Origin of the sequence: Thalassobius sp. MITS945101, assembly GCF_047123305.1 — a bacterium.
Classification (GTDB): Bacteria; Pseudomonadota; Alphaproteobacteria; order Rhodobacterales; family Rhodobacteraceae; genus Thalassobius.
The window spans coordinates 485,002-507,760 of the sequence record NZ_CP138918.1; the positions used below are offsets into that span (position 1 = coordinate 485,002).

A 22,759-nucleotide genomic window follows, 5' to 3' on the forward strand; every position below is an offset into this window, starting at 1 on the left:
TTTCAAGCCAGACCCCAATGAGATGTGAGGCTGACATGTTCAATATTCTTGCAAATACCCTGATGAATGCAACCCGCATGGACGCGGTCCAAGAGGATCGTCTGCCCAAGCTGAAAGCACCTGAAAAACACCGGACCATGCCCTGCTGCAAATTCGACAGCGCGCGGGCAAAGATCCGGCTCAGCTCGCTCTAAGCGCGGCTGATCCGTCTGACACGCCCCCGTCCGACGCTCTCTGTCCCCACAGGGTTTGGCGCAATCCCCGCTGCCAGATCCAAGGCGACAGAAACGCAAAAGTCCCGGAGAGATCTCCGGGACTTTTGTTGTTTAAATCGGCACCGGCCTCCCAGGAAACGCGCGAACAGGACGGAAGGTCCGGTGCCGGACCCCAAGGGCGTCGGGAAACGCCCCGGGGTGTTCTTATGCCTTACTGACCACCACCACGGGTGTGAACAAAGGTGGCCACCGCGCGGATTTCAGCCTCGGAGAGACGGGTGTTCCAGGCCGGCATCGCCCCATAGCGGGCGCTGTAGACCGTTTCGCGGATGGCGTCGTAACCTTCGCCGTACAGCCAGATAGCATCGGCCAGGTTCGGCGCACCTTGATCTATGTCACCTTCACCGGCATCGCCGTGACAGGCGGCACAGTTTTCTTCGTAGACCACGGCGCCCGCTTCAACGAGTGTGGCATCCTTGGCCTCACCCGACAGCGACATCACAAAGTTAACCACTTCGTCGATCTGCCCTTCTTCCAGCAGCTCATCGCGGCCAAAGGCAGGCATTTCGGACTGACGCAGATAGTCTTCGTCGCTGGGCTGACGGATACCGACGCTGATCGAGGTGTGGATCGATTCGATATCCCCACCCCAGAGCCAGTCATCATCCACCAGGTTCGGGTAGCCCACCGCACCTGCGGCGCCCGAGCCGTGACACTGCGAACACCAGGTCATGAACACCGCTTCACCAGCGGAGTTGGCATAGCCCAGAAGCTCAGCATCATCGGCAATCGCTGCCAGTTCGGTTTCCACCAGCTTGGTGTTCATCGGGGCCTGTTTGGCCTCAAAGGCGGCGATGTCCTCGGCCACTTCACCGCGGGTGGAGTAGCCCAGGAAACCCTGTGTGGCGCCGTTGATCAGCGGCCAGGCCGGATAGGCCGCCACATAGATCAGACCCCAAACGATGGTGGCGTAGAAGGTCCACAGCCACCAACGCGGCAAGGGGGTATTCAGCTCTTCGATGCCATCCCAGGAATGGCCCGTGGTGCCATAGTCTTGTGGCTCATTCGGTTTTTTAGCCATGTCTCACGCCTCCTTGGCGTCACCGCTGCTGGCAGCGGGTTTGTCTTCATGCCGGAAGGGGATGTCTGCGACCTTGCTGTAGGTGCGGGTGCTGCCGGGGCGCATCACAAACAGGATGACCCCAAAGAAGAACCCAAACAGCGCCAAGAGCATCCAGCTGTCTGCAAATTCGCGAAGCAGGGAATAGGTTTCCATATCCAGCCCTCCTTAGCGGCTTGCGTCAGGCACAAAGGTCGAGAAATCAACCAGCGTGCCCAGCATCTGCAGGTAAGCGATCAGCGCATCCGCTTCCGAAAGACCTGGCTGGCCGTCGAAGTTACGCACCTGCACCGAGTCTTCGCCATAACGTTCCAGCAGCCCATCGTAATCGGCATCGGGATCTGCCTGTGCAGCAAAGTCCGCGATGGCATTGGCAACCATATCGTCGGTGTAGGGCACGCCCACCAGCTTGTGGGTGGCGACCAGTTCACCGATGTATTTACCGTCCATCTTGGTGTGCTCAAGGAAGCCGTATTTCGGCATGATCGATTCGGGCACAACCGACTGCGGGTCGCGCAGGTGGTCGACGTGCCACTCATCCGAATAGCGACCGCCCACACGGGCCAGATCCGGGCCAGTCCGTTTGGAGCCCCACTGGAAAGGGTGGTCGTACTGCGACTCCGCTGCCAGCGAATAGGGCCCGTAACGTTCGACCTCATCGCGCATCGGACGGATCATCTGGCTGTGACAGGTGTAGCAGCCTTCGCGGATGTAGATCTCGCGACCGGCCAGTTCGAGTGGGGTGTAGGGGCGCATGCCCTCTACATCCTCAATCGTGTTTTCCAGCCAGAACAGCGGAGCGATTTGCACAATCCCACCGATGGTCACCACCAGGAATGCGAAGATCGCAAGCAGGGTGACGTTTTTCTCAAGGATCGCGTGTTTGTCGAGAATTGCCATCTGTCCGGCCCTCCTTATTCAGCCGGGACTGCAGCGGCGTCGGCTTCAACAGCCGGAGCGCGCTTTGCAGTCATCCACAGGTTGTAGCACATGATCAATGCACCCGAGAGGAACATCACCCCACCAAGGCCGCGCACCACATACATCGGGAACTTTGGACCTACGGTGTCAGCGAAGGAGTTCACCAGGAAGCCATTGGCGTCGACTTCGCGCCACATCAGGCCTTCCATGATGCCGGTGACCCACATTGAGGCGGCGTAGAGAATGATGCCGATGGTGGCGAGCCAGAAGTGCCAGCTGACCAGTTTCAGCGAGTAGAGACCCGAACGGTTCCACAGTTTCGGCACCAGGAAGTAGAGCGCGCCAAAGGTGATCATACCGTTCCAGCCAAGGGCACCGGAATGCACGTGACCAATGGTCCAGTCGGTGTAGTGCGACAACGAGTTCACAGCGCGGATCGACATCATCGGGCCTTCGAAGGTCGACATGCCGTAGAAGCCAAGCGACAGAACCATCATCCGCAGAACGGGGTCGGTGCGCAGCTTGTCCCAGGCGCCCGAAAGCGTCATCAGACCGTTGATCATGCCACCCCAGCTGGGCATCCACAGAACAACCGAGAACACCATGCCAAGGGTCGACGCCCAATCCGGCAGTGCGGTGTAATGCAGGTGGTGCGGACCGGCCCAGATATACAGGAAGATCAGCGCCCAGAAGTGGATGATCGACAGCTTATAGGAATAGACCGGACGTTCCGCCTGTTTCGGCACGAAGTAGTACATCATGCCCAGGAAGCCCGCCGTCAGGAAGAAGCCTACAGCGTTGTGACCGTACCACCACTGGGTCATCGCATCCTGCACGCCCGAGAACAGCTGGACCGACTTGGAACCGAAGATCGAGACCGGCACCGCCAGGTTGTTCACGATATGCAGCATCGCAACGGTGATGATGAAGGACAGGAAGAACCAGTTGGCCACGTAGATATGCGGCTCTTTGCGTTTCATGATCGTGCCGGCAAAGACCAGAAGGTAGGCGACCCAGACAATGGTCAGCCACAGGTCGATGTGCCATTCGGGTTCAGCGTATTCCTTGCCGTGGGTTGCGCCCAGCAGGTAGCCGGTTGCCGCCATCACGATGAACAGCTGGTAGCCCCAGAACACGAACCACGCCAGATTGCCGCCCCACAGACGCGCGGCGCTGGTGCGCTGCACGATGTAGAATGAGGTGGCCAGCAGCGCGTTGCCGCCAAATGCGAAGATCACTGCGGAAGTGTGCAGCGGACGCAGGCGGCCAAAGTTGGTGAAACCCTGTGCGAACTCAAGGTTCAGCACCGGAAAGGCCAGTTGGAAGGCAATAACCACCCCCACCAGGAAGCCAACGACCCCCCAGAAGGCGGTGGCGATCACGCCGTAGCGGATCACCCCGTCCATATACTCGCCAGAAAGATCTGCGCGCGCCGGTTCGTCGGTGCGGCGCAGGATGAAAATAAACGCCACAACGGCAAACGCTGCTGCGGCCAGCATGTTTACCGAATAGGCCAGATCCCGCCCGTAATTGGCCGCGATCAACGCCCCGAGCGTTGCCAGACCAAGCGCGATCAGCTTGATGTAGTTAACCATTTTGCGTCCCTTCGTCTCTGACCCGCACGATTCGTTTTTCCGCGCGGGCGGTTCCAGACTGGCGGTGTAATGCGGCGCGGCGCGCCCTCCCGCCTTGATCTGCGTCAAAAACCTGCAATGAGCCGCGCCTCTGACATGGGCGTGGTGCAGTTTGACACGTGTCAAAGTCGCACAGGCGCGGGGGCGTTAGACTGAGGCCAAGCCTGTCTGTGTAGGAGGAACACTCAAATGGCCTATAAATCATTGTTTTCCGTGCTGACCGACCCCGCATTGATCCCCGGTCTTCTGGATCAATCCACCACCTTGGCGCGCAAATATGACGCACATGTCGAAGCCCTCTGTCTGGGCGTGGACCGCACCCAGACCGGCTATTACTACGCTGGGGCCAATGCTTTGGTGCTGCAGGAAACCCTGACCCGCGCCCATGAGGAAGCCGACCATCTAGAGGCAGAGGCGAGCCGCATTCTGGGGGCGCAGGATGTGCGCTGGGGCACCGACAGCGGCGTTGCTCAACTGGCGGACATCGGCCGCCATGTCGCTGCGCACGCCCGTTTCAGCGATCTGGTCATCCTGCCGCAGCCCTATGGCGAGGACCGCAGCGCCGAACTGGAACCGGTGTTGGAGGCCGCCCTGTTTGAAGGCCGCGTGCCCGTACTGGTGCAGCCCAAGGACAACGCCGTGCTGCTCAGCCCGAAATCTGTGCTTGTCGCGTGGAATGAATCGCCGGAATGTCTGGCCGCCGTGCGTGCCGCCCTGCCCTTCCTGCGCGAAGCCGAGGCGGTGCGGGTGGTGGTGATCGATCCGCCGACCCACGGGCCAAACCGGTCAGATCCCGGTGGGCTCTTGTCACAATACCTGGCCCGACAGGGCGTGCGGGTGGAAATCGACGTGCTGTCAAAAACCCTGCCCCGCGTGGCCGAGGTCATCCTGCGCCATGCCGTGGACACTAAATCCGACATGGTGGTGATGGGGGCCTATGGTCATTCGCGATTCCGCGAGGCAATTCTGGGGGGCGCAACCCGCGACATGCTGGAAATGTGCCCGCTGCCGGTACTGATGGCGCATTAACCAGGCCACCAGCTGTGGAAACGAAAACAGGCGGCGCCGTGGCACCGCCTGTTCAGCATTCAATAGGTAGGGACGTCAGGCAAAAACGCCGCCGTCCGCGTCGTCGCCGGCCTCTTCTATCAACCGGTCCAGATCCGGCACGGTCACGTGGCGTTTGCCCTCCAGCTGGATCACCCCGTCACGCTTCAACGCCGAGATCTGACGGCTCACCGTCTCCAGCGTCAGCCCAAGATAATCCGCCATTGCTTCGCGGGTTAGCGGCAGGTCGAACACGACCTGACCCTCGGCTGGCCGCAGATGCAGCGTGGCGTCGCGGCGTGCGATGATCGACAGCAGGCTGGCGATTTTTTCCCGCGCGGTCTTGCGCCCCAGCACCAGCATCCATTCGCGGGCGGCGTCCAGTTCGTCCAGCGTCATTTCCAACAGACGCTGCGCAATATGCGGCGTCTCCATCATCATCTTTTCAAACGGTTTCTTGCGGAAACAGCACATCACCAGATCGGTGGTTGCCACCACGTCATAGGCCGAGCCTTCGCGCCCCGGGCGACCCACGAAATCGCTGGGCAGCAGCAGTCCCACCATCTGGGTGCGCCCGTCCTCCATCGTCTGGGTCAGGGTCGCAATGCCCGACACCACCGAGCCGACAAACTCCATCGGATCACCGGACCAGACCACCGTCTGTCCCGCCTCAAAGCTGCGGTAGTATTTGATCTCATCGAGCTGCTCCAGCTCATCCGTGTCACAACGGGCACAGACCGCCCGATGCCGGATCGGACAATCGGCACAGTTGTGCTGGTCCTTCAGAAGAGGTTCTTTTAACATGTAACCGTTCGCGCTTGATCTGGGTCAAAGTTGATTTGACGTCGTTCTCTTAAAGGCTATGCCCATGGAAACGAAAACGCAACTTGCCAAACTGGGACTGTTTGACGCGAAAGTGCCGCGTTACACCTCTTATCCCACGGCCCCTCACTTCTCCAAGGACGTGACTGGTTCCGATTATGCTAATTGGATCAGCGCCTTACGTCCCGGCTCGACAATCTCTCTTTACGTGCATGTGCCATTTTGCCGCCGGTTGTGCTGGTTCTGCGCCTGCCGCACGCAGGGGACACAGAGCGATTCTCCGGTCGCCGCCTATCTGGAAACTCTGAAGGCAGAACTGAAGCTTCTGAAGCAGCAATTGCCGGAAGGCATCTCTCTGTCACGGTTGCATTGGGGCGGCGGCACACCCACGTTGCTGTCGCCGGAGATGATGAACGATCTGGCCGAGGCCGTTGCAGATGTGGCGCCTTTTGCGCCCAACGCCGAGTTTTCGGTGGAGATTGACCCCAACGAAATCGACGACGCTCGCCTGAAGGTGCTGGCCGCCGCTGGGATGAACCGGGCCTCGATCGGGGTGCAGGATTTCGACGATGAGATTCAGCAGACAATTGGCCGGATCCAGAGCTTTGACATCACCCGCGACGCGGTGGACGCGATCCGCGCACATGGGGTCTATAGCCTGAACGCCGACATCCTGTTCGGCCTGCCGCATCAAAGTCAGGAACGGATCACCGAAAGCGTGCAGAAACTCCTGTCGCTGGAACCGGACCGCGTGGCGCTATACGGCTACGCCCACGTGCCGTGGATGGCGAAACGGCAGCAGATGATCCCCTCGGACGCGCTGCCAACGCCGCAGGAACGTCTGGCGCTGTTTGACACCGCGCGGCGGTTGTTCCTGTGGGACAATTACGCCGAGATCGGGATCGACCACTTTGCGGCCCAGGATGATGGGTTGACCATTGCTCAGAAGGCAGGGCGTCTGCGCCGCAACTTCCAGGGCTATACCGATGACACCTCCGAGGTGCTGATCGGCGTCGGGGCTTCGTCGATTTCGCGGTTTCCGCAAGGTTTCACCCAAAACGCCCCGGCCACCGGCGCCCATACGGCTGCGATCCGTGACGGGCGTTTCTCGGTCAGCAAGGGCCATCGCTTTACGGCCGAGGACCGGCTGCGCGGGCGGATCATTGAGATGATCATGTGTGATTTCAAAGTGGATGCGGCGGAACTGCTGGATCAGTTTCGGATCGACAATGCCAGCCTGCAGGCGATGTTGGATACAGCCGCGCAAGGTTTTGACGGGATGCTGGACCGGCGCAACGGTGACCTGTTCATCCCCGAGGCCGCCCGTCCCCTGACCCGCATGATCGCGCGGGCGTTTGACGCCTACGACCTGTCCAAGGCAGGCCATAGTTCCGCGATTTAAACAACAGCTGGCGCGGTTCATATCCCGCGCCACTTGCGCCTACATCGTCGCAGCCAGCAGAGTCTTGGCGTAGTCGGTCTGCGGATTGTTGAACAGATCCTCCGCATCGCCAGCTTCCACCACATCGCCCTGTTGCATCACGATCATCTTGTGGCTCATCGCCTTCACCACATGCAGGTCGTGGCTGATGAACAAATAGGCCAGCCCGTGTTTCTGCTGCAGCTCCCGCAGCAGGTCCACAATCTGCACCTGCACCGTCATATCCAATGCCGAGGTCGGCTCATCCAGCACCACAAGACGCGGGTTCAGGATCATTGCACGGGCGATGGCAATGCGCTGGCGCTGCCCGCCAGAAAACTCATGCGGGTAACGATCCATCGTGGCCGGGTCGAGCCCCACCTCCTCCATCACAGCCGCCACTTTGGCACGCTGGTCGCCCTTAGCGTCACTGTGCACCGACAGACCTTCGGCGATGATCTGGGCACAGCTCATGCGCGGTGACAGGCTGCCGAACGGGTCCTGAAACACGATCTGCATGTCCTTACGCAGCGCCCGCAGTTCTTTGGTGGTGATGTCTCGGATATTGCGGCCCTCAAAGGTGATTGCCCCTTCCGAGCCAATCAGTCGCATGATCGCCAACGCCAGCGTGGTCTTGCCCGACCCCGACTCGCCCACGATGCCCAAGGTTTCGCCTGCACGCAGCGAAAGGTTCGCCCCATTCACCGCCTTCACGTGACCAACGGTGCGTTTGAAGAAACCCCGCTGAATCGGGAACCAGATCCGCAGCTGATCCGTTGTCAGGATCGTGTCCGCGCCCTCCGGCACCGGGGCTGGCACTCCACCGGCCCGAGCCGACAGCAGTTTCTGCGTATAGGCGTGCTGCGGGTTGCCGAAGACCTCTGCCGTGGGGCCGGCTTCGACAATCTCCCCGTCTTTCATGACACAGACCTTATCGGCCAGCTTCTGCACAATGCCAAGGTCATGGGTGATGAACAACAGCCCCATATTCTCGCTTTTCTTCAGCTCAACCAACAGGTCCAGAATCTGCGCCTGAATGGTCACATCCAGCGCCGTTGTTGGCTCATCCGCAATCAGAATGTCAGGCTTGTTGGCCAGCGCCATTGCAATCATCACCCGCTGACGTTGGCCGCCGGACAGCTGATGCGGATAGGCGTTCAGACGGTTTTCAGCGTCGCGAATGCCGACTTTTTCCAGCAGTTCCAACACCCGTTCGCGCGCGTCCTCCGCCGCGATGCCCTGATGCAGCACCAGCGACTCGCTCAGCTGTTTTTCAATCGTGTGCAGCGGGTTGAGCGAGGTCATCGGCTCTTGGAAGATGAAGGAAATGTCATTGCCGCGGACACGCTGCAATTCGGCCTCTGAGGCTCCGATCATTTCAGCCCCATCATAGGTGACAGAGCCACCAACAGTGGCGTTTTCCCCCAGCAGAGATACGGTCGACATGGCCGTCACCGACTTGCCCGAGCCGCTTTCGCCCACCAGGGCAACGGTTTCGCCACGATCTACGGTAAAGGACACGCCTTTCACCGCCATGTTGACCTTCCCTTCCTGCCGGAAGCTGACGGTCAGGTCTTTGACCTCAAGAATGCTCATTGGAAGGTTTTCCTTGGATCAAAGGCATCGCGCACCCCTTCAAAGATGAAGACAAGGAGCGACAGCATGATGGCGAAGACAAAGAAGGCGGTGAAGCCCAGCCACGGCGCCTGCAGGTTCTGTTTCGCCTGGAGCGTCAGTTCGCCCAGCGACGGGGCTGAAGATGGCAGACCAAAACCTAGGAAGTCGAGCCCCGCCAGCGTTGCCAATGTGCCGGTCACGATGAAGGGCAGCAGGGTCACCGTGGCCACCATTGCATTGGGCAGCATGTGGCGGAACATAATGGTGACGTTGGAGACGCCAAGCGCCTTGGCGGCACGGACATATTCCAGATTACGAGCGCGCAGGAACTCGGCGCGTACGACGCCGACCAGACCAACCCAGCCAAATAGCACGGTGATGAAGACCAGCAGCCAGAAACTTCGCCCAAGGATCGCAAACAGGATGATAATCACATAAAGCGAAGGCGTGCCGCTCCAGATCTCGATGATGCGCTGGAAGATCAAATCGATCCATCCGCCGAAATAGCCCTGCACAGCCCCTGCCGCGATGCCAATGATGCTGGACAGTGTGGTGACGATCAGGGCGAACAGAATGGACAGACGGAAGCCGTAGATCACCCGCGCCATGACATCGCGCTTGGTGTCATCCGTGCCCAGCCAGTTCTGCGCATTCGGCGGCAGAGGTGCAGCACCGGGGCGGTCCACCTGCGTCTGGTAGTGATAGGGGATCAGCGGCCAGAGGGTCCAACCTTTGTGGAACCCTTCAGCGGCATAGCTGCCTGCAGCAATCTGTTCCAGCACCCCTTCGGGATCGTCCCAGCAATCCTCCATCCCGCCGGAGCGGATCAGGCACTCAATCTCGGGATCGCTGTATTTCGCTTCGGTCTGGAAATCACCGCCAAAGGTGGTTTCAGGGTAAAACGTGCTGACCGGCGAATAGAGTTCACCGCGATAGCTGACAAGGATCGGTTTGTCGTTTGCCACCACCTCGGCGATCAGGGAGATGCCAAACAGGATCGAGAAGATGATCAGCGACCACAGTGCGCGGCGGTTTTTCTTGAAGTTCGACCAGCGGCGCTGGTTGAGCGGGGACAGTTTCAGTCCAAAGGCCATGGCTTATCCCTCCCGCTTCTCAAAATCGATGCGCGGATCAACCACCACATACATCAGGTCCGAGATGATCCCGACCACCAGACCGATCAGCCCGAACACAAACAGCGAGCCAAAGACAATCGGATAGTCGCGTGCCACCGCAGCCTCAAACCCCAGACGGCCCAGACCGTCGAGGCTGAACAGCGTTTCGATGATCAGCGAGCCGCCAAAGAACACGCCGATAAACACCGCCGGAAACCCTGCGATCACAATCAGCATGGCGTTGCGGAACACATGGCCATAAAGCACCCGTGATTCACTCAACCCCTTGGCGCGGGCGGTGACGACGTATTGTTTTTTGATCTCATCAAGGAAGCTGTTTTTGGTCAGCAGGGTCAATGTGGCAAAGGCCGAAATTGTAGAGGCCAGCACCGGCAGGGTGATGTGCCAGAAATAGTCGATGATCTTGCCAAACCAGCTGAGCTGATCCCAATTGTCCGAGGTCAGACCACGCAGCGGGAAGATCTGCCAGTAAGAGCCGCCAGCAAACAGCACGATCAACAGGATCGCAAACAGGAAGCCGGGAATGGCGTAGGCCACAATGATCAACCCCGAGGTCCAGGTGTCGAACTTGGACCCGTCGCGCACCGCCTTGCGGATGCCCAGCGGGATCGAGACGATATAGGCAATGATGGTCGACCAAAGCCCCAGTGTGATCGAGACCGGCAGCTTTTCTATCACCAGGTCGATCACCGTCGCCGAGCGGAAGTAACTCTCGCCAAAGTCAAAGCGGATGTAGTTCCACATCATTGACAGGAAACGTTCCAGCGGCGGCTTGTCGAAGCCGAACTCTTTCTCCAGCTCGGCAATATATTCCGGCGGCAGGCCGCGGGCGCCTTGATAGGTCTCGTCGCCGCCAACATCGCCGCCCGCCACTTCGCTGCCAGAGCCGTCGAGGCTTTCGAAAACGTTTCCTTCACCCTGTGTCTGGGCGATGATCTGTTCAATTGGACCACCCGGCACAAATTGCACCAGCGCGAAGTTGATGATCATGACCCCGAGCAATGTCGGGATCACCAGTAGCAACCGTCGGAGGATATAGGCGCCCATCGCCCCGTTACCTCAGCGCGCCAGCGGCTTTCAACGCTTCGTGTTTCTCCGCGTTGTACCACCAGAAATCCAGCTCACCACGGGCATAGTCAGGCAGTGGCGTCGGGTATTCGAACATGTCGTAATAGGCCACGGTGTGTTTGGATTTGAACCACTGCGGCACCCAGAACTTTTTGGCCCGCAAAACGCGATCCAGCGCATGAACGGCGGTTTTCAACTCGGCCTTGGACTGGGCAGCAATGACATGTTCGATCAACGCATCCACAGCGGGATCCGCCACCCCCATGAGATTGCGCGAACTTTCGTCCACCCCTTCAGAGCCAAACCACTGTTTGAGACCGGTCGACGGCTCCAGTGGCATCCGACCGTTGTGGGTGGTCATGTCGAAATCATACTTGCGCTGACGTTCCCGTTCCTGGGCGGGGTCCACCCGGTTCAGGCTGGCGTCGATACCCAGACGTTTCAGGTTTTCGACAAACGGCAGGGTGATACGGTCAAAGGCGGGCGAGGAATCGAGGAACTCGATGGTCAGCAACTTACCGTCTTTGCGACGCATCCCGTCGTCGCCCACAACCCAGCCGGCCTCATCCAGCAGCGCCGAGGCCTTGCGCAGGTTCTTGCGGTCGACCTGACGGGTACTGGATACCGGCGGGATCACAGCCTCATCGGTCAGAATGGCAGCCTCCAGTTGACCGGCATCGACCAGCGGCTGCAGCAGCGCCAGCTCGCCCGCGGAGGGAGCACCAACGGCCTGCAGGTCCGAGTTGCCCCAGAAACTGGTGACGCGATCATAGAGACCGTAGAACAGCGACTCATTGGACCATTCGAAGTTAAACATCAGCCCCACCGCCTCGCGGACCCGGATGTCATCAAACAGGTCGCGGCGCAGGTTAAACACGTAGCTCTGCATCAAAGACAGCGACCCGTCGGGCAATTCTTCTTTCTTAACATGACCGTTCGCAATGCCCGGGAAGTCATACCCAGTGGCCCAGGTTTTTGAGCTGTTTTCGGACCGGAAGGTATAGGCTCCGGCTTTGAACGCTTCAAAGGCAGCCACACTGTCGCCGAAATATTCCACCCGGATGCTGTCGAAATTGTTGCGGCCCTTGCTGACCGGCAGGTCCTCAGCCCAATAGTCCGGGTTCCTCTTGTAGACGATGCGGCTGGGGATTTCGTAGCTGTCCAGCGCATAAGCACCGGTGCCCATGATCGGCAGAATGTTGGCTTCGTCGATCTTGTATTCGTTTTCCTCAATCCAGGACTGTGAGAAAGCCGGCATGCCGCCTGCCAGCCCAATCCGGTCCCGCATCGGGCTGTCGGGGGAGAAACGGAAACGAACGCGGTGCGTGTCCAGCACCTCAACCTCTTCGACAAATGCCCCAAAGGCAGCGCGGAAGGAGGGCAGACCATCCTTCATAAACATATCAAAGGTGAATTTTAGATCCGAGGCCGTCCAGGGGCGGCCATCAGCCATTGTCACGTCATCACGAAGATTGAAGATCACCCAATCGATGGATTCGGGATATTCCATTGTGGTGCAGAGAAAACAATAAACCGCTGTTGGATCATCCGCGTGGGTGGTCAGTACATCTTCGTGGCCGATGGTGGCCAGGGCACCGGCGTTTCCCTTGCGGGTATAAAGGTTGAAACTGTCAAACACCCCCAAGGTCCAGATCGCAATCTCACCCCCCTTTGGGGCGTCGGGGTTCACATAGTTCAGATGGTCATAGGTCGCCCCGTATCCCAACTCTCCAAAGAAGTTGTAGCCGTGGGTTTCGATGATCGTCTCTTCGGCACCGGCCTGTTGCGCCAGCCCCAGCAACGCCAGCGCGGTCAGACCGCCGCCAAGCCAATGCAACATATTGGGTCGTTCGACGGGAAGCGCGTGGGGTCTGGATGGTGCCATAATGTGTTCCTCCATGTGGGTGGAATGCGTTTTTCGCATTTCGTTCGTTAATTTAAGCTAAATCGACCGGACGGCCACATCAAGCCGCCCCTCACCGCTTTTTGATTGAATTCCATCAACATAGCACATCTGCAAAGAAAAAGGACCGCTGCCCGGGCAGGCAACGGTCCCCATTCGTAACAAATAACCTTGCGGTCTGAGGCTTACTGCAGGCTTTGCAGATAGGCGATCAGGTTGGCGCGGTCTTTCTCTTTCTTCAGACCCGAGAAGGACATCTTGGTACCCGGCGCGAAGCCTTTCGGGCTTTCGATGAAGGCATTCAGGTTGTCGATCGACCAGGTGTCAGCCACAGCCACCAGTTTCCCCGAGTAGGAGAAACCGTCAGCCGCAGACACGGCACGGTCTACGATCTGGAACAGGTGCGGACCGGTGCCGTTCGCACCGTCGTCCAGTTTGTGGCAAGCCTTACACTTGCCGAAAACCTTGGCACCTTTGGCCACATCAGCCTCTGCCAGCAGGGTGGCAAAATCGGGGCCTTCTTCTGCTGCGCCGCCGTGGCTGTCATCTTCACCGGTGTCGATGACATAGGCCTGCGCTGCATGGTCACCATGACCACCAGCCTTCGAATGATAGAGTGCCTCTGCCGCCCAGTTGCCAAGCAAGAAAATCAGCAGCGCACCACAGAATGCACCGACTGCTTTGGTAAGGGTCATTGTATCAAGCATGGGTCGCCCGTTTGTTACATGTGTTCAGCCGCGTATCTACCCGCTTCCCCTTGCCTTGCGCAAGGTATAGTTTCCGCGACCAAACGCCCTAAACGGGTCTATTTGACGGGAAAAACACAGCTATGACCAATCGCATCGCTTTTCAGGGAGAATTGGGCGCCTATTCACATGAGGCCTGCCACAACTGCTACCCCGAGATGGAGGCCCTGCCCTGCCGCACCTTTGAGGATGTGATTGCCGCCGTCCGTGACGGCGCGGCCGATCTGGCCATGCTGCCGATTGAGAATTCCACCTATGGCCGCGTCGCAGATATTCACCGGCTGCTGCCTGAAAGCGGCCTGAATATCATCGGGGAAACCTTTGTCCGCGTGCGTATTGCCTTGATGGCGCATGAGGGTGTGACCCTTGAGGATTTGGAGAAGGTGCAGGCGCATCTGGTGCTGTTGCCACAGTCCGCAAACTTCCTGCAGCAGCACGGCATTCGCGGTGAAGCGGCGGCAGACAGTGCTGGCGCTGCGGCCGATCTGGCCAAGTCCGAGGATCGCAAAATGGGGGTTCTGGCCTCGGAGATGGCGGCAGAGATCTACGGCTTGAAGGTGCTGGCCAAGGACATTGAGGACCACGGCCACAACACTACGCGTTTTGTCATCATGTCGCGCGAGCCGAATCACCAGCGTCGGGGGGACGCCGGCATGGTGACCACCTTTGTCTTTGAGGTGCGCAACATTCCCGCAGCGCTTTACAAGGCGATGGGCGGCTTTGCCACCAATGGCGTCAACATGACCAAGCTGGAAAGCTACATGAAAAACGGCTCTTTCACCGCGACGCAATTCTATGCCGACATCGAGGGCCATCCCGATGACAAAAACGTGCAACTGGCAATGGATGAGCTGAAGTATTTCACCAACATGCTGAAAATCGTTGGTGTCTACCCGGCGGAACGGCCACACCACGGCTAAGAAGTGAGGGGCGAGGCCCATGCAGATCCGTGATTTTCGCCCCATTGACGCCGCCCGGCTGGGAGAGATCTTTCACCTTGCGGTGCAGGCTACACCAGAGGCGGAGTATTCCGCCGCACAGCGCAATGTCTGGAGTGCGGCACCGATCCCTGCGGACCGCTATCTGGCACGGGTGACGGCGGGAGCACATCGGGTCTTTGTTGGCGTCGATGCTCAGGATGATCCACAGGGGTTTATCGAGTTGCAGCCTGACGGGCATATCGACTGTTTCTACCGCGATCCCCGCCATCGCGCCTCAGGGATTGGGCAGCAGCTTTACGATCATCTGGAGGCCCACGCCCGCAGCGCAGGCCTGACGCGACTGCATGTTGAGGCCAGTGATGCGGCGCAGCGGTTCTTTCTGCGGCAGGGGTTTGCGGCATTGCGCCTGCGCCGATTTGATCGGCATGGAGTGGAGATGCATCATATGCTGATGGAAAAACACCTGCGTTGATTGCGCCGTTGCGCAGCCGCCGGACCAAAAAACAAAACACCCCGCAGCCTAAGCTACGGGGTGTTTTTGATGTCCGGTGCGAGACCGCTTAGTGGAGCTTTGCGTCCACTTCAGCGATGGCTGCATCGATCAGCTTGTTGCCGGCCGCTGCGGTCATCTGCTTGGCAATCACATCGTTTGCTGCACCAACAGCAACGGTGATGGCCGCGTTACGCACGTCACGTACAGCCGCGGCTTCTGCCGAAGCAATTTGGTCTTTCGCCGAGGCCAGACGGCGCTCGATCGATTTGGCCAGATCCGCTTTCGCCTGTTCAGCGAAAGCAGCAGCATCGTCTTTGGCTTGCGCCACAATACGATCCGCCTGTTCGTGGACTTCTTTGCTTTTACGTTCGAACGACGCCAGAACAGCCTGGGCTTCTTCACGCAGGGCGCGTGCTTCGTCCAGTTCGTTGCTGATGTCTTCGGCGCGTTTGTCCAAGAGACCCGCCAGCAGGCCGGGCACCTTGAAGTAAAGCAGAATGCCAACGAACAGCAGGAACGCCAGCAAGACGATGAAGTCGGTGTTGCGCAGCGACAGGAACGGGCCCCCTGCTGCGAACGCCGGGCTTGCCGCGGTCAGAGCGACGAGAGTTGCAAGTTTACGCATGTCTCTTACCCTTTGATGCGGGCAGCCACAGCTGCGTCGACGGTTTTCGCATCGGCTTCGCTACCCAGGGCAGCGATGAGTTCAGCGGCGGTGTCCTTGGCGACATCTTCGATAGACGCCATGGCGTTCGCGCGGATCTCGGCGATTGCTTTTTCACTTTCGGCCAGCTTGTCCGAAATCTCGGCATCGGCCTTGGCGGTCGCTGCATCGAGTTCGGCCTGCATTTCGGCCTTGGTTTCAGCGGCGATACGCTGTGCTTCTGCACGTGCATCTGCCAGAGCCTGATTATAGGCTTCTTCGGCTTCAACCGCTTTCGCCTTCAGCGCTTCGGCTGCGGCGATGTCATTCGTGATGGTCCCCTGACGCTCGGCCAGAACCGCGGCAATGCGCGGCAGCGCGATGCGCGACAGGACGAAATAGATCACGACCAGCGTGACCAAAAGCCAAAACACCTGGTTGCCCCAAAACGAGGGTTCCAGCTGTGGCATAGGGTGTACCGAATAAGCAGCTTCGGCGGCGTTGGTATTGGTCGCCATAACGTCCTCCTTCGGGAACTTCCTGGTTACACCGGGTGAGCGCGATGCACCCACCCGGCCGTAAGGATGTGTTCCGTAAGGCTTAGACGGCGAACATCAGCAGCAGAGCAACCAGGAACGAGAAGATGCCCAGTGCTTCTGCAAATGCGATGCCGATGAACAGGGTCGCGGTCTGCGACGCTGCTGCCGACGGGTTGCGCAGTGCGCCTGCCAGGAAGTTAGCAGCAACGTTGCCAACACCCAGAGCTGCGAGACCAGTACCCAGACCTGCCAGACCGGCGCCGATGTGTGCGAGTTCACCTTCCATTGTGTATCTCCTTACGATTGGAAGTTAGAATAAGTGGTGTGAGAGTTCAGACCTTAGTGCGACGGATGCAGCGCATCTTTCAGATACACACAGGTCAGAATGGTAAAGACGTAGGCCTGAATGAAGGCCACCAGGACCTCAAGACCATACATCGCGGTGATGGCGACGATCGACAGCGGGCTTACAACAGCCAGCGCAGCGAAGCCTGCGAACACCTTGATAACGGCGTGGCCCGCCATGACGTTGCCAGCCAGACGAATGCTGTGGCTCACGGGGCGCACGAAGTAGGAAATCACCTCGATCACGGCCAGGATCGGACGCAGCGCCAGCGGTGCGGAGCTAACCCAGAACAGGCCAAGGAACGCGGTGCCGTTTTTGACAAATCCAACAAAAGTCACGGTGACAAACACCAGGAGGGCCAGGGTGATGGTCACAGCGAAGTGCGAGGTGGTGGTGAAGCTCATCGGGATCAGGCCAAGGAAGTTGGCGAACACGATGAACAGGAACAGGGTCATGATGTAGGGGAAGAACTTAACCGCATCTTTGCCGGCGACGTCTTCAACCATCTTGTAGATGAAGCCATAGGCCAGTTCGCCAATCGACTGGCTGCGCGACGGGATCATAGCGCGGCGCGAGGTGCCGATAACCATCATGGCGATGATGCCAACAACGGCCAGCGCCATCCACATGGTCACGTTGGTGATGGTGTACCATGCGATTTCGTCACCACCGAACAGCGGCTTAACGATGAACTGATCCATCGGGTGAAATTCGAGACCACCCTCTTTGGCGCCTTGTGCTTCGCTTGCCACGTTTATGCCCTCTCGTCGTTCTCGGCCTCTTCGGCCAATTTCTGCGTTTCGATCTCACGCGCGGTGCGGATCATCGTCTGTATCCCGGCCGCAAGACCCAACAATGTAAATGTGACAAGGAAGATCGGGATCGTCCCGAACAGGCTATCCAGCCCAAACCCTATGCCAAACCCGATCCCAAGACCGGAGACTAATTCGACCACCATCCGCCAGGCCTGATTGGCCATTGAATAGTGCTCATCCACGCGGGGCCCCGGTGCCTGGGCGTCTTTGGCCGCCTCGATCCGTGCTTCCAGCTGCTCCAGCTGCTGTTTCTGCTCGGGATCGGTCACGCGCAAAGCCCCCTATGGATGACTGGCGCCTTGCTAAGGGGGCAGAGGCGCAGAGTCAACAGGTGGAAATGCGGCAATTACGACGATGCAAGCTATTGTTTTTAAATTTTTTTTTCAAAGCGAATTGCGCCCCGCTGTGGCTTGGACGGCTGCAACGGGGCGTTTTCAAGGGGTTTTGCGATATTTAACGAATTGGTTGAGTTTCGCTAAACCGGTGTCGCGGCATTGAGATCGAAGGCCTTGCTCACAGTGCCCGCATCGCTGCGGTAGCTTTGAAACCCCATCGCAGCGTAGTAGCCCAGCGCCTCGGGGTTATCGGCGCCCATTGTGGCGTCTATTTTTGGCAAACCAGCGGCTTGGGCGGCCGCGTGGGTCCGGGCAAACAGCGCCTTGCCGACACCCCGTCTGGCGGCATGAAGGCCGACATGTGTGCCAATGATGCCCCAACCTGCTGGCACCCCGTAGGCATTGCCCCCGGCCGCGCGCATCAACACCTGCATGCCCAACAGGCTGCCATCGTCATCTACGGCGACATGGCAGGCAATGTTGTCAGGGTGGGCGACATAACGATCCCGAACAAAGCCCTCATCATACGGCAAGCTGCGTTTGCCAGCGGCAGCCAGCGCCCCCAGCAAGTGACTTAACCCAATGACATCTTCCTCAACCGCCTGTCTGATCTGCATCTGAAAGTCCTTTGTCCAAAATGTGTCTCAGAGGTAGGCGTTGCGGCGGCGCAACTCAACAGCTGCTGTCGGGCGCAACCCCATTGCCGCGCCCGGTGAGGATCCGCCAGTTGCGTTTCAGCAGGTTCTTCCAGATCAGGGTGGGCAGGCCAGCAAAGAAGTCTGCCGTTGCCCCTTTGCCGCCGCGAAACAGCGTCCGTAACGCCACCCAGGGCGGAACGGGCTTGAACAACGCCTTGGCGCTGGCCGGCCTGCCTTGGCTCAGCTGGGTCAGCGCCTTTTCAACCGCGTTGGTATTGTTCCAATCGGTGAACCACAGGACGCAGCCCTGTCGGTTCAGGATAAAGACGGAGTTCGGATAGCCCCCATAGGCCTGATGCGCCGTGCCGTCTGCATCATCGATCAGGATCTGTCGGCCTTCGTGATCGTTGCGCAAGCTGGTGGCGCAGGCGAATTTGTCCTCTGCGGTTTTATGCGCGGGAATATTGGCGCCGGGGTGAGCTTCGCGCACGTAAAGAACCCGGAAGGTGGCATTGGGGAAGCGCGCCATCAGGTCAGCCATCCCGTTGCGCCGGCCCTGAAATAGCGGGCAGGTCAGGCTGCCCATTTCCAGCACAAGGAAATCCCCGTCGAAGTCTAACAGTCTTTGATCAATCCAATCGGCCGTGTGCAGTGTGAAATCCGGCGCTTTTTGCCCCGGCATCGGGCCGCGAAACTGATCGAGGTCATAGGCCTCAGTCTTGAACTCGGTATAGTTATAGTCGGACATAGTCGTTCCTTCTTATGCAATTCTTGTGAAAAATCAGTCGACTGTCGGTCCCTGCAGGTTCGCCAGCATCCGTTGCATCACCGACACCGCGATCTGCTGCTCCTGGGCGGAGATGCCCTTGCCGGTCTCTGCGATCAGCGGGCCGACAATGGCGCGCATTTCGGCCATCGCGGCCTGCCCTGCCCCCGTCAGAGACAACAGGAGACGGCGGCGATCTTCGGCATCCGGTTGGCGTTCAACCCAGCCTTTGCGCACCAACCTGTCCACCAGCCGCGTCACCGTGGTGCGGTCCCGCAGGCTGGCGTCACTGAGCTGCGAGGGCGTTTGCGCCCCCTGAGATAGGATCAACAAGGTGCCCCAATCCTCTGCCGTGGCGCTGAGGCCTGCATCCTGAAAGCGGGTGGTCAGTTCTTTGCGCAGGGCAAACCCCAGACGGTTGACCCAATGGTGTGGCAGGGCTGTGGGCTCAAATGGCGGGAGGGGGGCATCATTGTTCATATGTGCCATATACAATCATTGCATAATACAATCAATGATTCGATCCGCCGCCCATTGACCCCCGCCCAGATCAGCCGCTAGGCAGGGCGCATGGCATTGAAACCAACCTTAGACACTGTGTTTGCTGCGCTGGCCGACCCGACCCGTCGGCAGATTCTGTCGATGCTGCTGGAAGATGACATGGCCGTCACCGATGTGGCAGAGCCGTTTGAAATGTCGCTGGCCGCGATTTCCAAACATCTGGTCATCTTGGCCAATGCAGGCCTGATTTCACAGGAAAAACGTGGACGGGTGAAATGGTGCAAGCTGGAACCGGACGCCCTGCGCGAGGCGAGCGTCTGGATGCAAGGGTTTGGCCAGTTCGAGGCGATCAACCTAGACGCTTTCGAACGGTTTCTTGAGGTAGAGTTGTCTGAGGAGGAGGCGGAAGTCCTCACCTCTGACGGGGTGGGAAAGGCGGGTTAAGCCGCCTTTGCCGTGGCAGCCTCTTCGTCTTTCAGGAGCATGAGCAGCGCCACAATGGTCAGCGCCACGCCGCCCATCACCAACGCCTGCGGTACGCCGTGGCCCAGCGCCACCTCCCAGAACAGCACCCAGCTGGGCACCAAATAGGTGTAGGCCATGACCTTGGCACTGGGTAGGCGCAGGGTGGCAAACTGCAACAACACAAACGTCGCTGCCGAGGCAAAGATCGCCACATAAAGGATGGTCACCCAGACAATCTGTGGCAGCGCGGTCCAATCAGTGGTGACGATATCCTGCCAGCCCCAGATTACGGCGACCAGACAGCAGGCCACCGTGACACCAAAGGTGAACTGGATCGCTGCCTCACCGCGATTGAGCAGCCGCACCATCGGCGTATAGACCGCATGGGCGGCGCAGCCGAGTAGGTAGATCATCTCTCCGCGACCAACCTCGAAGCCCAGAAGCGCCTGAATATCAGCACGGAAAATCACCCAGAGCGCGCCAATGCCGCCAATCAGCAGGGCCACGGCCATATGCCGTGTCATGATCTGCCGCAGCATGATGTAGCCCGCCAGACCGCTCATGATCGGGGTCAGGGTAAAAACCGCCGCCGCCGACACGGGTGGGGCGGTTTTCAACCCCTCAAACATCAGGATGAAGTAGCTGGCAAAGATCCCGCCCAGCGCCAGATAGCGCCACGGCGCCTGCCACATGCTGCGCGGCAGGCCAACGGTGAACAGCGCCACCATGCCGACAACACCGGCCGCAATGGCAAACCGCAAGGCATTCAGCGCTGCCGGTGCCAGATGGTTGGCCGCCAGGGAGCCAAGCGAAAACGACCCAGCCACCAATGCCGAGAAACAGAGCATGGCCAGATGGCCGCGCAGGGCCTGTGTCATATCGACCAGTCCTTGGCCGCCTCTTTAATATGGGTCAGGAAGGCCTGCACCTTGGTGGTGCGGTGCAGATCCACATGGGTCACCAGCCACAGGGGCGAAGGCCACTCTTCTTTATGCGCACAGATCTTTTCCAACTCGGGGTTCTGTTCGGCGCTCCACTTGGTGGCATAGCCAATCCCGATGCCCGACTGCATCGCCATGCCAACGGCACGCGGATCAGACGAGCGGAAGACGATGTTTTCCTCGGGGATGTTTTCCCAGATCCAGCGGTTGAACGGGGCGCGGCTGTTGCGGTCATCAGAACAGACAAACCGGTGTTTGGCAAAATCCGCCTCCGAGGCGGGCATGCCGAACTTTTCCAGATAGCCTTTGGTGGCGTAGAGGCTGGAGCCCTGCGACATCAGCGGCTGCACCACATTGTCCGGTTCTTCGGGCGCACGACCGGCGCGGATCGCCACATGGGCTTCGCCGTATTCCAGACGGAACAGGCGGTCGCCGGTGAGGAAGCGCAGGATGACGTCCGGGTATTTCTCTTGAAACTCTGCCAGCGCCGGCATCAGCAGACCTGACAGCCCGGCCAGTGAGGTGATCACCAGTTCGCCGGAAACGTCATTGCCCTGCCCTTTGACCCGGCTGGCCAGCTGGCTGAGCTGCTCATCCGTGGTCTGGGCCACCCGCATCAGATCGGTGCCGGCCTCGGTTGGAGTGTAGCCACGGGCGTGGCGCTGGAACAGTTTCACCCCCAACCGGCCTTCAAGCGCATCGATATGGCGGATCACCGTCGCATGGTGCACACCCAGAATATCTGCCGCGCCGCTGACTGTGCCCATCTTGGCCACCTGATAGGCGGTCCGCACCTCATCCCAATTGTCCATCCTGATCCCCTTGCTTGCGGTTTTCGGGGCCGCGCTGCGCGGCCCCTGGGTGTGTCCGATGCGTTCTGTGCAAAATATCACAGTAGCTGTCGAAAAGCGCAAATTGTGTTCGCAGTCGCAAAATATAAATCTCCTCTCAGACGTCAAGCAAAATGCACAGAGACAGACCACCACACCCCTCTTGGCGCGAGACCGCACAGAGATAGAGACACAAAGGACCAAAGCAATGACCCATAAAATTCTGCACATCGACAGCTCGATCAACGCCGGCAACTCGGTTTCCAAAGGGCTGACCCAATCCATCGTGGACCGCCTTCAGGCCGCCCATGCCGACACCAGCGTCACCTACCGCGACTTGGGCACTGCCACACTGGGCGAGATCGACGGCGCTTGGCTGGCCGCTGTACATACCCCCGAAGGGGCCCGTGACGGCACTCAGGCCGAAGCCGCTACACTGGCAGACAAATTGGTGGCCGAGGTGCAGGACGCCGACACCATTGTCATCGGCCTGCCGGTCTACAACTTCGCTGCCCCCAGCCAGTTGAAAGACTGGATTGACCACATCGCCCGCGCCGGTGTGACCTTCAGCTATGGTGAAAACGGCCCCGAGGGTCTGATCAAAGGCACCCGCGCGATTGTGGCCTATTCCTCGGGCGGGACGCCGTTTGGGTCAGATTATGACTATGCCTCGGGCTATATCCGTCACGTGCTGGGCTTTATCGGCATCACAGACGTCCAGTTTGTGGTGGCAGACAAGGGCGCGGTGGACGCCGAAGCCTCGTTGAAAGCGGCAAATGAGGACATCGCGAACCTCGCGGCTTAAGGCCCCGCTCCCACAAGCGCATAGGTGCGATTGGCGGTCCCTGCGGGGGCCG

27 protein-coding genes are annotated in these 22,759 nt (G+C 59.2%); 7 read left to right on the forward strand and 20 right to left on the reverse strand.

Annotation, left to right across the window (positions count from 1 at the left end; translation table 11 throughout):
* Nucleotides 1-35: 35 nt before the first annotated feature.
* Nucleotides 36-194, forward strand: coding sequence for a hypothetical protein (locus SIC14_RS02555; protein WP_412564280.1), 159 nt, complete (start codon nt 36-38; stop codon nt 192-194).
* 232 nt (nt 195-426) lie between these two features.
* On the opposite strand, the gene ccoP is transcribed toward SIC14_RS02555, so the two are convergent.
* From ccoP to ccoN, 4 genes are read right to left on the reverse strand one after another with little or no spacing between them, the layout of a single operon-like run.
* Nucleotides 427-1,296 carry a cytochrome-c oxidase, cbb3-type subunit III gene (ccoP, locus tag SIC14_RS02560; protein ID WP_412564281.1) on the reverse strand — a complete coding sequence of 290 codons (870 nt, stop codon included), beginning with the start codon at nt 1,294-1,296 and terminating at the stop codon, nt 427-429.
* 3 nt (nt 1,297-1,299) lie between these two features.
* Entirely contained in the window at nt 1,300-1,491 is a 192-nt protein-coding gene (locus tag SIC14_RS02565) for a cbb3-type cytochrome c oxidase subunit 3 (protein ID WP_412564282.1), read from the reverse strand.
* 12 nt (nt 1,492-1,503) lie between these two features.
* Complete coding sequence (ccoO, locus tag SIC14_RS02570; RefSeq protein WP_412564283.1) at nt 1,504-2,235, reverse strand: cytochrome-c oxidase, cbb3-type subunit II; 732 nt, start codon at nt 2,233-2,235, stop codon at nt 1,504-1,506.
* A 14-nt stretch (nt 2,236-2,249) separates the two neighbouring features.
* Nucleotides 2,250-3,851 (reverse strand): cytochrome-c oxidase, cbb3-type subunit I, encoded by a 1,602-nt coding sequence (ccoN, locus tag SIC14_RS02575; protein ID WP_412564284.1) that lies wholly within the window; start codon nt 3,849-3,851, stop codon nt 2,250-2,252.
* 228 nt (nt 3,852-4,079) lie between these two features.
* On the opposite strand from ccoN, the gene SIC14_RS02580 reads away from it, so the two are divergent.
* Nucleotides 4,080-4,919 (forward strand): universal stress protein, encoded by an 840-nt coding sequence (locus SIC14_RS02580; RefSeq protein WP_412564285.1) that lies wholly within the window; start codon nt 4,080-4,082, stop codon nt 4,917-4,919.
* Between the two features lie 75 nt (nt 4,920-4,994).
* Here the strand turns inward: SIC14_RS02580 and fnrL are convergent, their stop codons facing one another.
* Nucleotides 4,995-5,741 (reverse strand): transcriptional regulator FnrL, encoded by a 747-nt coding sequence (fnrL, locus tag SIC14_RS02585; protein WP_412564286.1) that lies wholly within the window; start codon nt 5,739-5,741, stop codon nt 4,995-4,997.
* A gap of 64 nt (nt 5,742-5,805) precedes the next feature.
* On the opposite strand from fnrL, the gene hemN reads away from it, so the two are divergent.
* The gene (gene hemN, locus SIC14_RS02590) at nt 5,806-7,161 is read left to right on the forward strand and encodes an oxygen-independent coproporphyrinogen III oxidase (RefSeq protein WP_412564287.1); all 1,356 of its coding nucleotides are present in this window, start codon (nt 5,806-5,808) and stop codon (nt 7,159-7,161) included.
* Nucleotides 7,162-7,200: 39 nt separating this feature from the next.
* Here hemN and SIC14_RS02595 read toward each other — a convergent pair whose 3' ends face one another.
* The 5 genes from SIC14_RS02595 to SIC14_RS02615 all read right to left on the reverse strand — a co-directional run bounded on the left by SIC14_RS02595 (nt 7,201) and on the right by SIC14_RS02615 (nt 13,610).
* Complete coding sequence (locus SIC14_RS02595) at nt 7,201-8,775, reverse strand: ABC transporter ATP-binding protein (protein WP_412564288.1); 1,575 nt, start codon at nt 8,773-8,775, stop codon at nt 7,201-7,203.
* Nucleotides 8,772-9,878, reverse strand: a complete 1,107-nt coding sequence (locus tag SIC14_RS02600) for an ABC transporter permease (RefSeq protein WP_412565811.1) — start codon at nt 9,876-9,878, stop codon at nt 8,772-8,774. Before SIC14_RS02600 ends, SIC14_RS02595 begins: the two co-directional genes overlap by 4 nt.
* A gap of 15 nt (nt 9,879-9,893) precedes the next feature.
* Nucleotides 9,894-10,979 (reverse strand): microcin C ABC transporter permease YejB, encoded by a 1,086-nt coding sequence (locus tag SIC14_RS02605; RefSeq protein WP_412564289.1) that lies wholly within the window; start codon nt 10,977-10,979, stop codon nt 9,894-9,896.
* Nucleotides 10,980-10,986: 7 nt separating this feature from the next.
* A complete protein-coding gene (locus SIC14_RS02610) occupies nt 10,987-12,885 on the reverse strand; it encodes an extracellular solute-binding protein (RefSeq protein WP_412564290.1) in 1,899 nt (632 codons plus the stop codon).
* Between the two features lie 203 nt (nt 12,886-13,088).
* Nucleotides 13,089-13,610 carry a c-type cytochrome gene (locus SIC14_RS02615; RefSeq protein ID WP_412564291.1) on the reverse strand — a complete coding sequence of 174 codons (522 nt, stop codon included), beginning with the start codon at nt 13,608-13,610 and terminating at the stop codon, nt 13,089-13,091.
* A gap of 122 nt (nt 13,611-13,732) precedes the next feature.
* Here SIC14_RS02615 and SIC14_RS02620 point away from each other — a divergent pair, with 122 nt between their 5' ends.
* Nucleotides 13,733-14,569 carry a prephenate dehydratase gene (locus tag SIC14_RS02620; RefSeq protein WP_412564292.1) on the forward strand — a complete coding sequence of 279 codons (837 nt, stop codon included), beginning with the start codon at nt 13,733-13,735 and terminating at the stop codon, nt 14,567-14,569.
* Nucleotides 14,570-14,588: 19 nt separating this feature from the next.
* Entirely contained in the window at nt 14,589-15,062 is a 474-nt protein-coding gene (locus SIC14_RS02625) for an N-acetyltransferase family protein (RefSeq protein WP_412564293.1), read from the forward strand.
* Between the two features lie 88 nt (nt 15,063-15,150).
* On the opposite strand, the gene SIC14_RS02630 is transcribed toward SIC14_RS02625, so the two are convergent.
* From SIC14_RS02630 to SIC14_RS02665, 8 genes are all read right to left on the reverse strand, one after another.
* Complete coding sequence (locus SIC14_RS02630; RefSeq protein WP_412564294.1) at nt 15,151-15,708, reverse strand: F0F1 ATP synthase subunit B; 558 nt, start codon at nt 15,706-15,708, stop codon at nt 15,151-15,153.
* A gap of 5 nt (nt 15,709-15,713) precedes the next feature.
* Entirely contained in the window at nt 15,714-16,244 is a 531-nt protein-coding gene (locus SIC14_RS02635) for a F0F1 ATP synthase subunit B' (RefSeq protein WP_412564295.1), read from the reverse strand.
* A gap of 82 nt (nt 16,245-16,326) precedes the next feature.
* Nucleotides 16,327-16,551, reverse strand: coding sequence for a F0F1 ATP synthase subunit C (locus SIC14_RS02640; protein WP_058245531.1), 225 nt, complete (start codon nt 16,549-16,551; stop codon nt 16,327-16,329).
* Between the two features lie 53 nt (nt 16,552-16,604).
* Complete coding sequence (locus SIC14_RS02645; RefSeq protein WP_412564296.1) at nt 16,605-17,363, reverse strand: F0F1 ATP synthase subunit A; 759 nt, start codon at nt 17,361-17,363, stop codon at nt 16,605-16,607.
* Nucleotides 17,364-17,365: 2 nt separating this feature from the next.
* Complete coding sequence (locus SIC14_RS02650) at nt 17,366-17,695, reverse strand: AtpZ/AtpI family protein (protein ID WP_412564297.1); 330 nt, start codon at nt 17,693-17,695, stop codon at nt 17,366-17,368.
* Nucleotides 17,696-17,901: 206 nt separating this feature from the next.
* Nucleotides 17,902-18,378, reverse strand: coding sequence for an N-acetyltransferase family protein (locus tag SIC14_RS02655; RefSeq protein ID WP_412564298.1), 477 nt, complete (start codon nt 18,376-18,378; stop codon nt 17,902-17,904).
* Nucleotides 18,379-18,433: 55 nt separating this feature from the next.
* On the reverse strand, nt 18,434-19,147 hold the full coding sequence (locus SIC14_RS02660; protein WP_412564299.1) for a deiodinase-like protein: 714 nt from the start codon (nt 19,145-19,147) through the stop codon (nt 18,434-18,436).
* 33 nt (nt 19,148-19,180) lie between these two features.
* Nucleotides 19,181-19,654, reverse strand: coding sequence for a MarR family winged helix-turn-helix transcriptional regulator (locus tag SIC14_RS02665; RefSeq protein ID WP_412564300.1), 474 nt, complete (start codon nt 19,652-19,654; stop codon nt 19,181-19,183).
* 87 nt (nt 19,655-19,741) lie between these two features.
* On the opposite strand from SIC14_RS02665, the gene SIC14_RS02670 reads away from it, so the two are divergent.
* Nucleotides 19,742-20,110, forward strand: coding sequence for an ArsR/SmtB family transcription factor (locus tag SIC14_RS02670; RefSeq protein ID WP_412565812.1), 369 nt, complete (start codon nt 19,742-19,744; stop codon nt 20,108-20,110).
* Here the strand turns inward: SIC14_RS02670 and SIC14_RS02675 are convergent.
* Together SIC14_RS02675 and SIC14_RS02680 are read right to left on the reverse strand one after the other, a co-directional pair.
* A complete protein-coding gene (locus SIC14_RS02675) occupies nt 20,107-21,009 on the reverse strand; it encodes a DMT family transporter (RefSeq protein WP_412564301.1) in 903 nt (300 codons plus the stop codon). The genes SIC14_RS02670 and SIC14_RS02675 overlap by 4 nt on opposite strands.
* Nucleotides 21,006-21,884 carry a LysR family transcriptional regulator gene (locus SIC14_RS02680; protein ID WP_412564302.1) on the reverse strand — a complete coding sequence of 293 codons (879 nt, stop codon included), beginning with the start codon at nt 21,882-21,884 and terminating at the stop codon, nt 21,006-21,008. The genes SIC14_RS02675 and SIC14_RS02680 overlap by 4 nt, the downstream gene beginning before the upstream one ends.
* A gap of 226 nt (nt 21,885-22,110) precedes the next feature.
* On the opposite strand from SIC14_RS02680, the gene SIC14_RS02685 reads away from it, so the two are divergent.
* The gene (locus SIC14_RS02685; RefSeq protein ID WP_412564303.1) at nt 22,111-22,707 is read left to right on the forward strand and encodes an FMN-dependent NADH-azoreductase; all 597 of its coding nucleotides are present in this window, start codon (nt 22,111-22,113) and stop codon (nt 22,705-22,707) included.
* Nucleotides 22,708-22,759 lie beyond the last annotated feature (52 nt).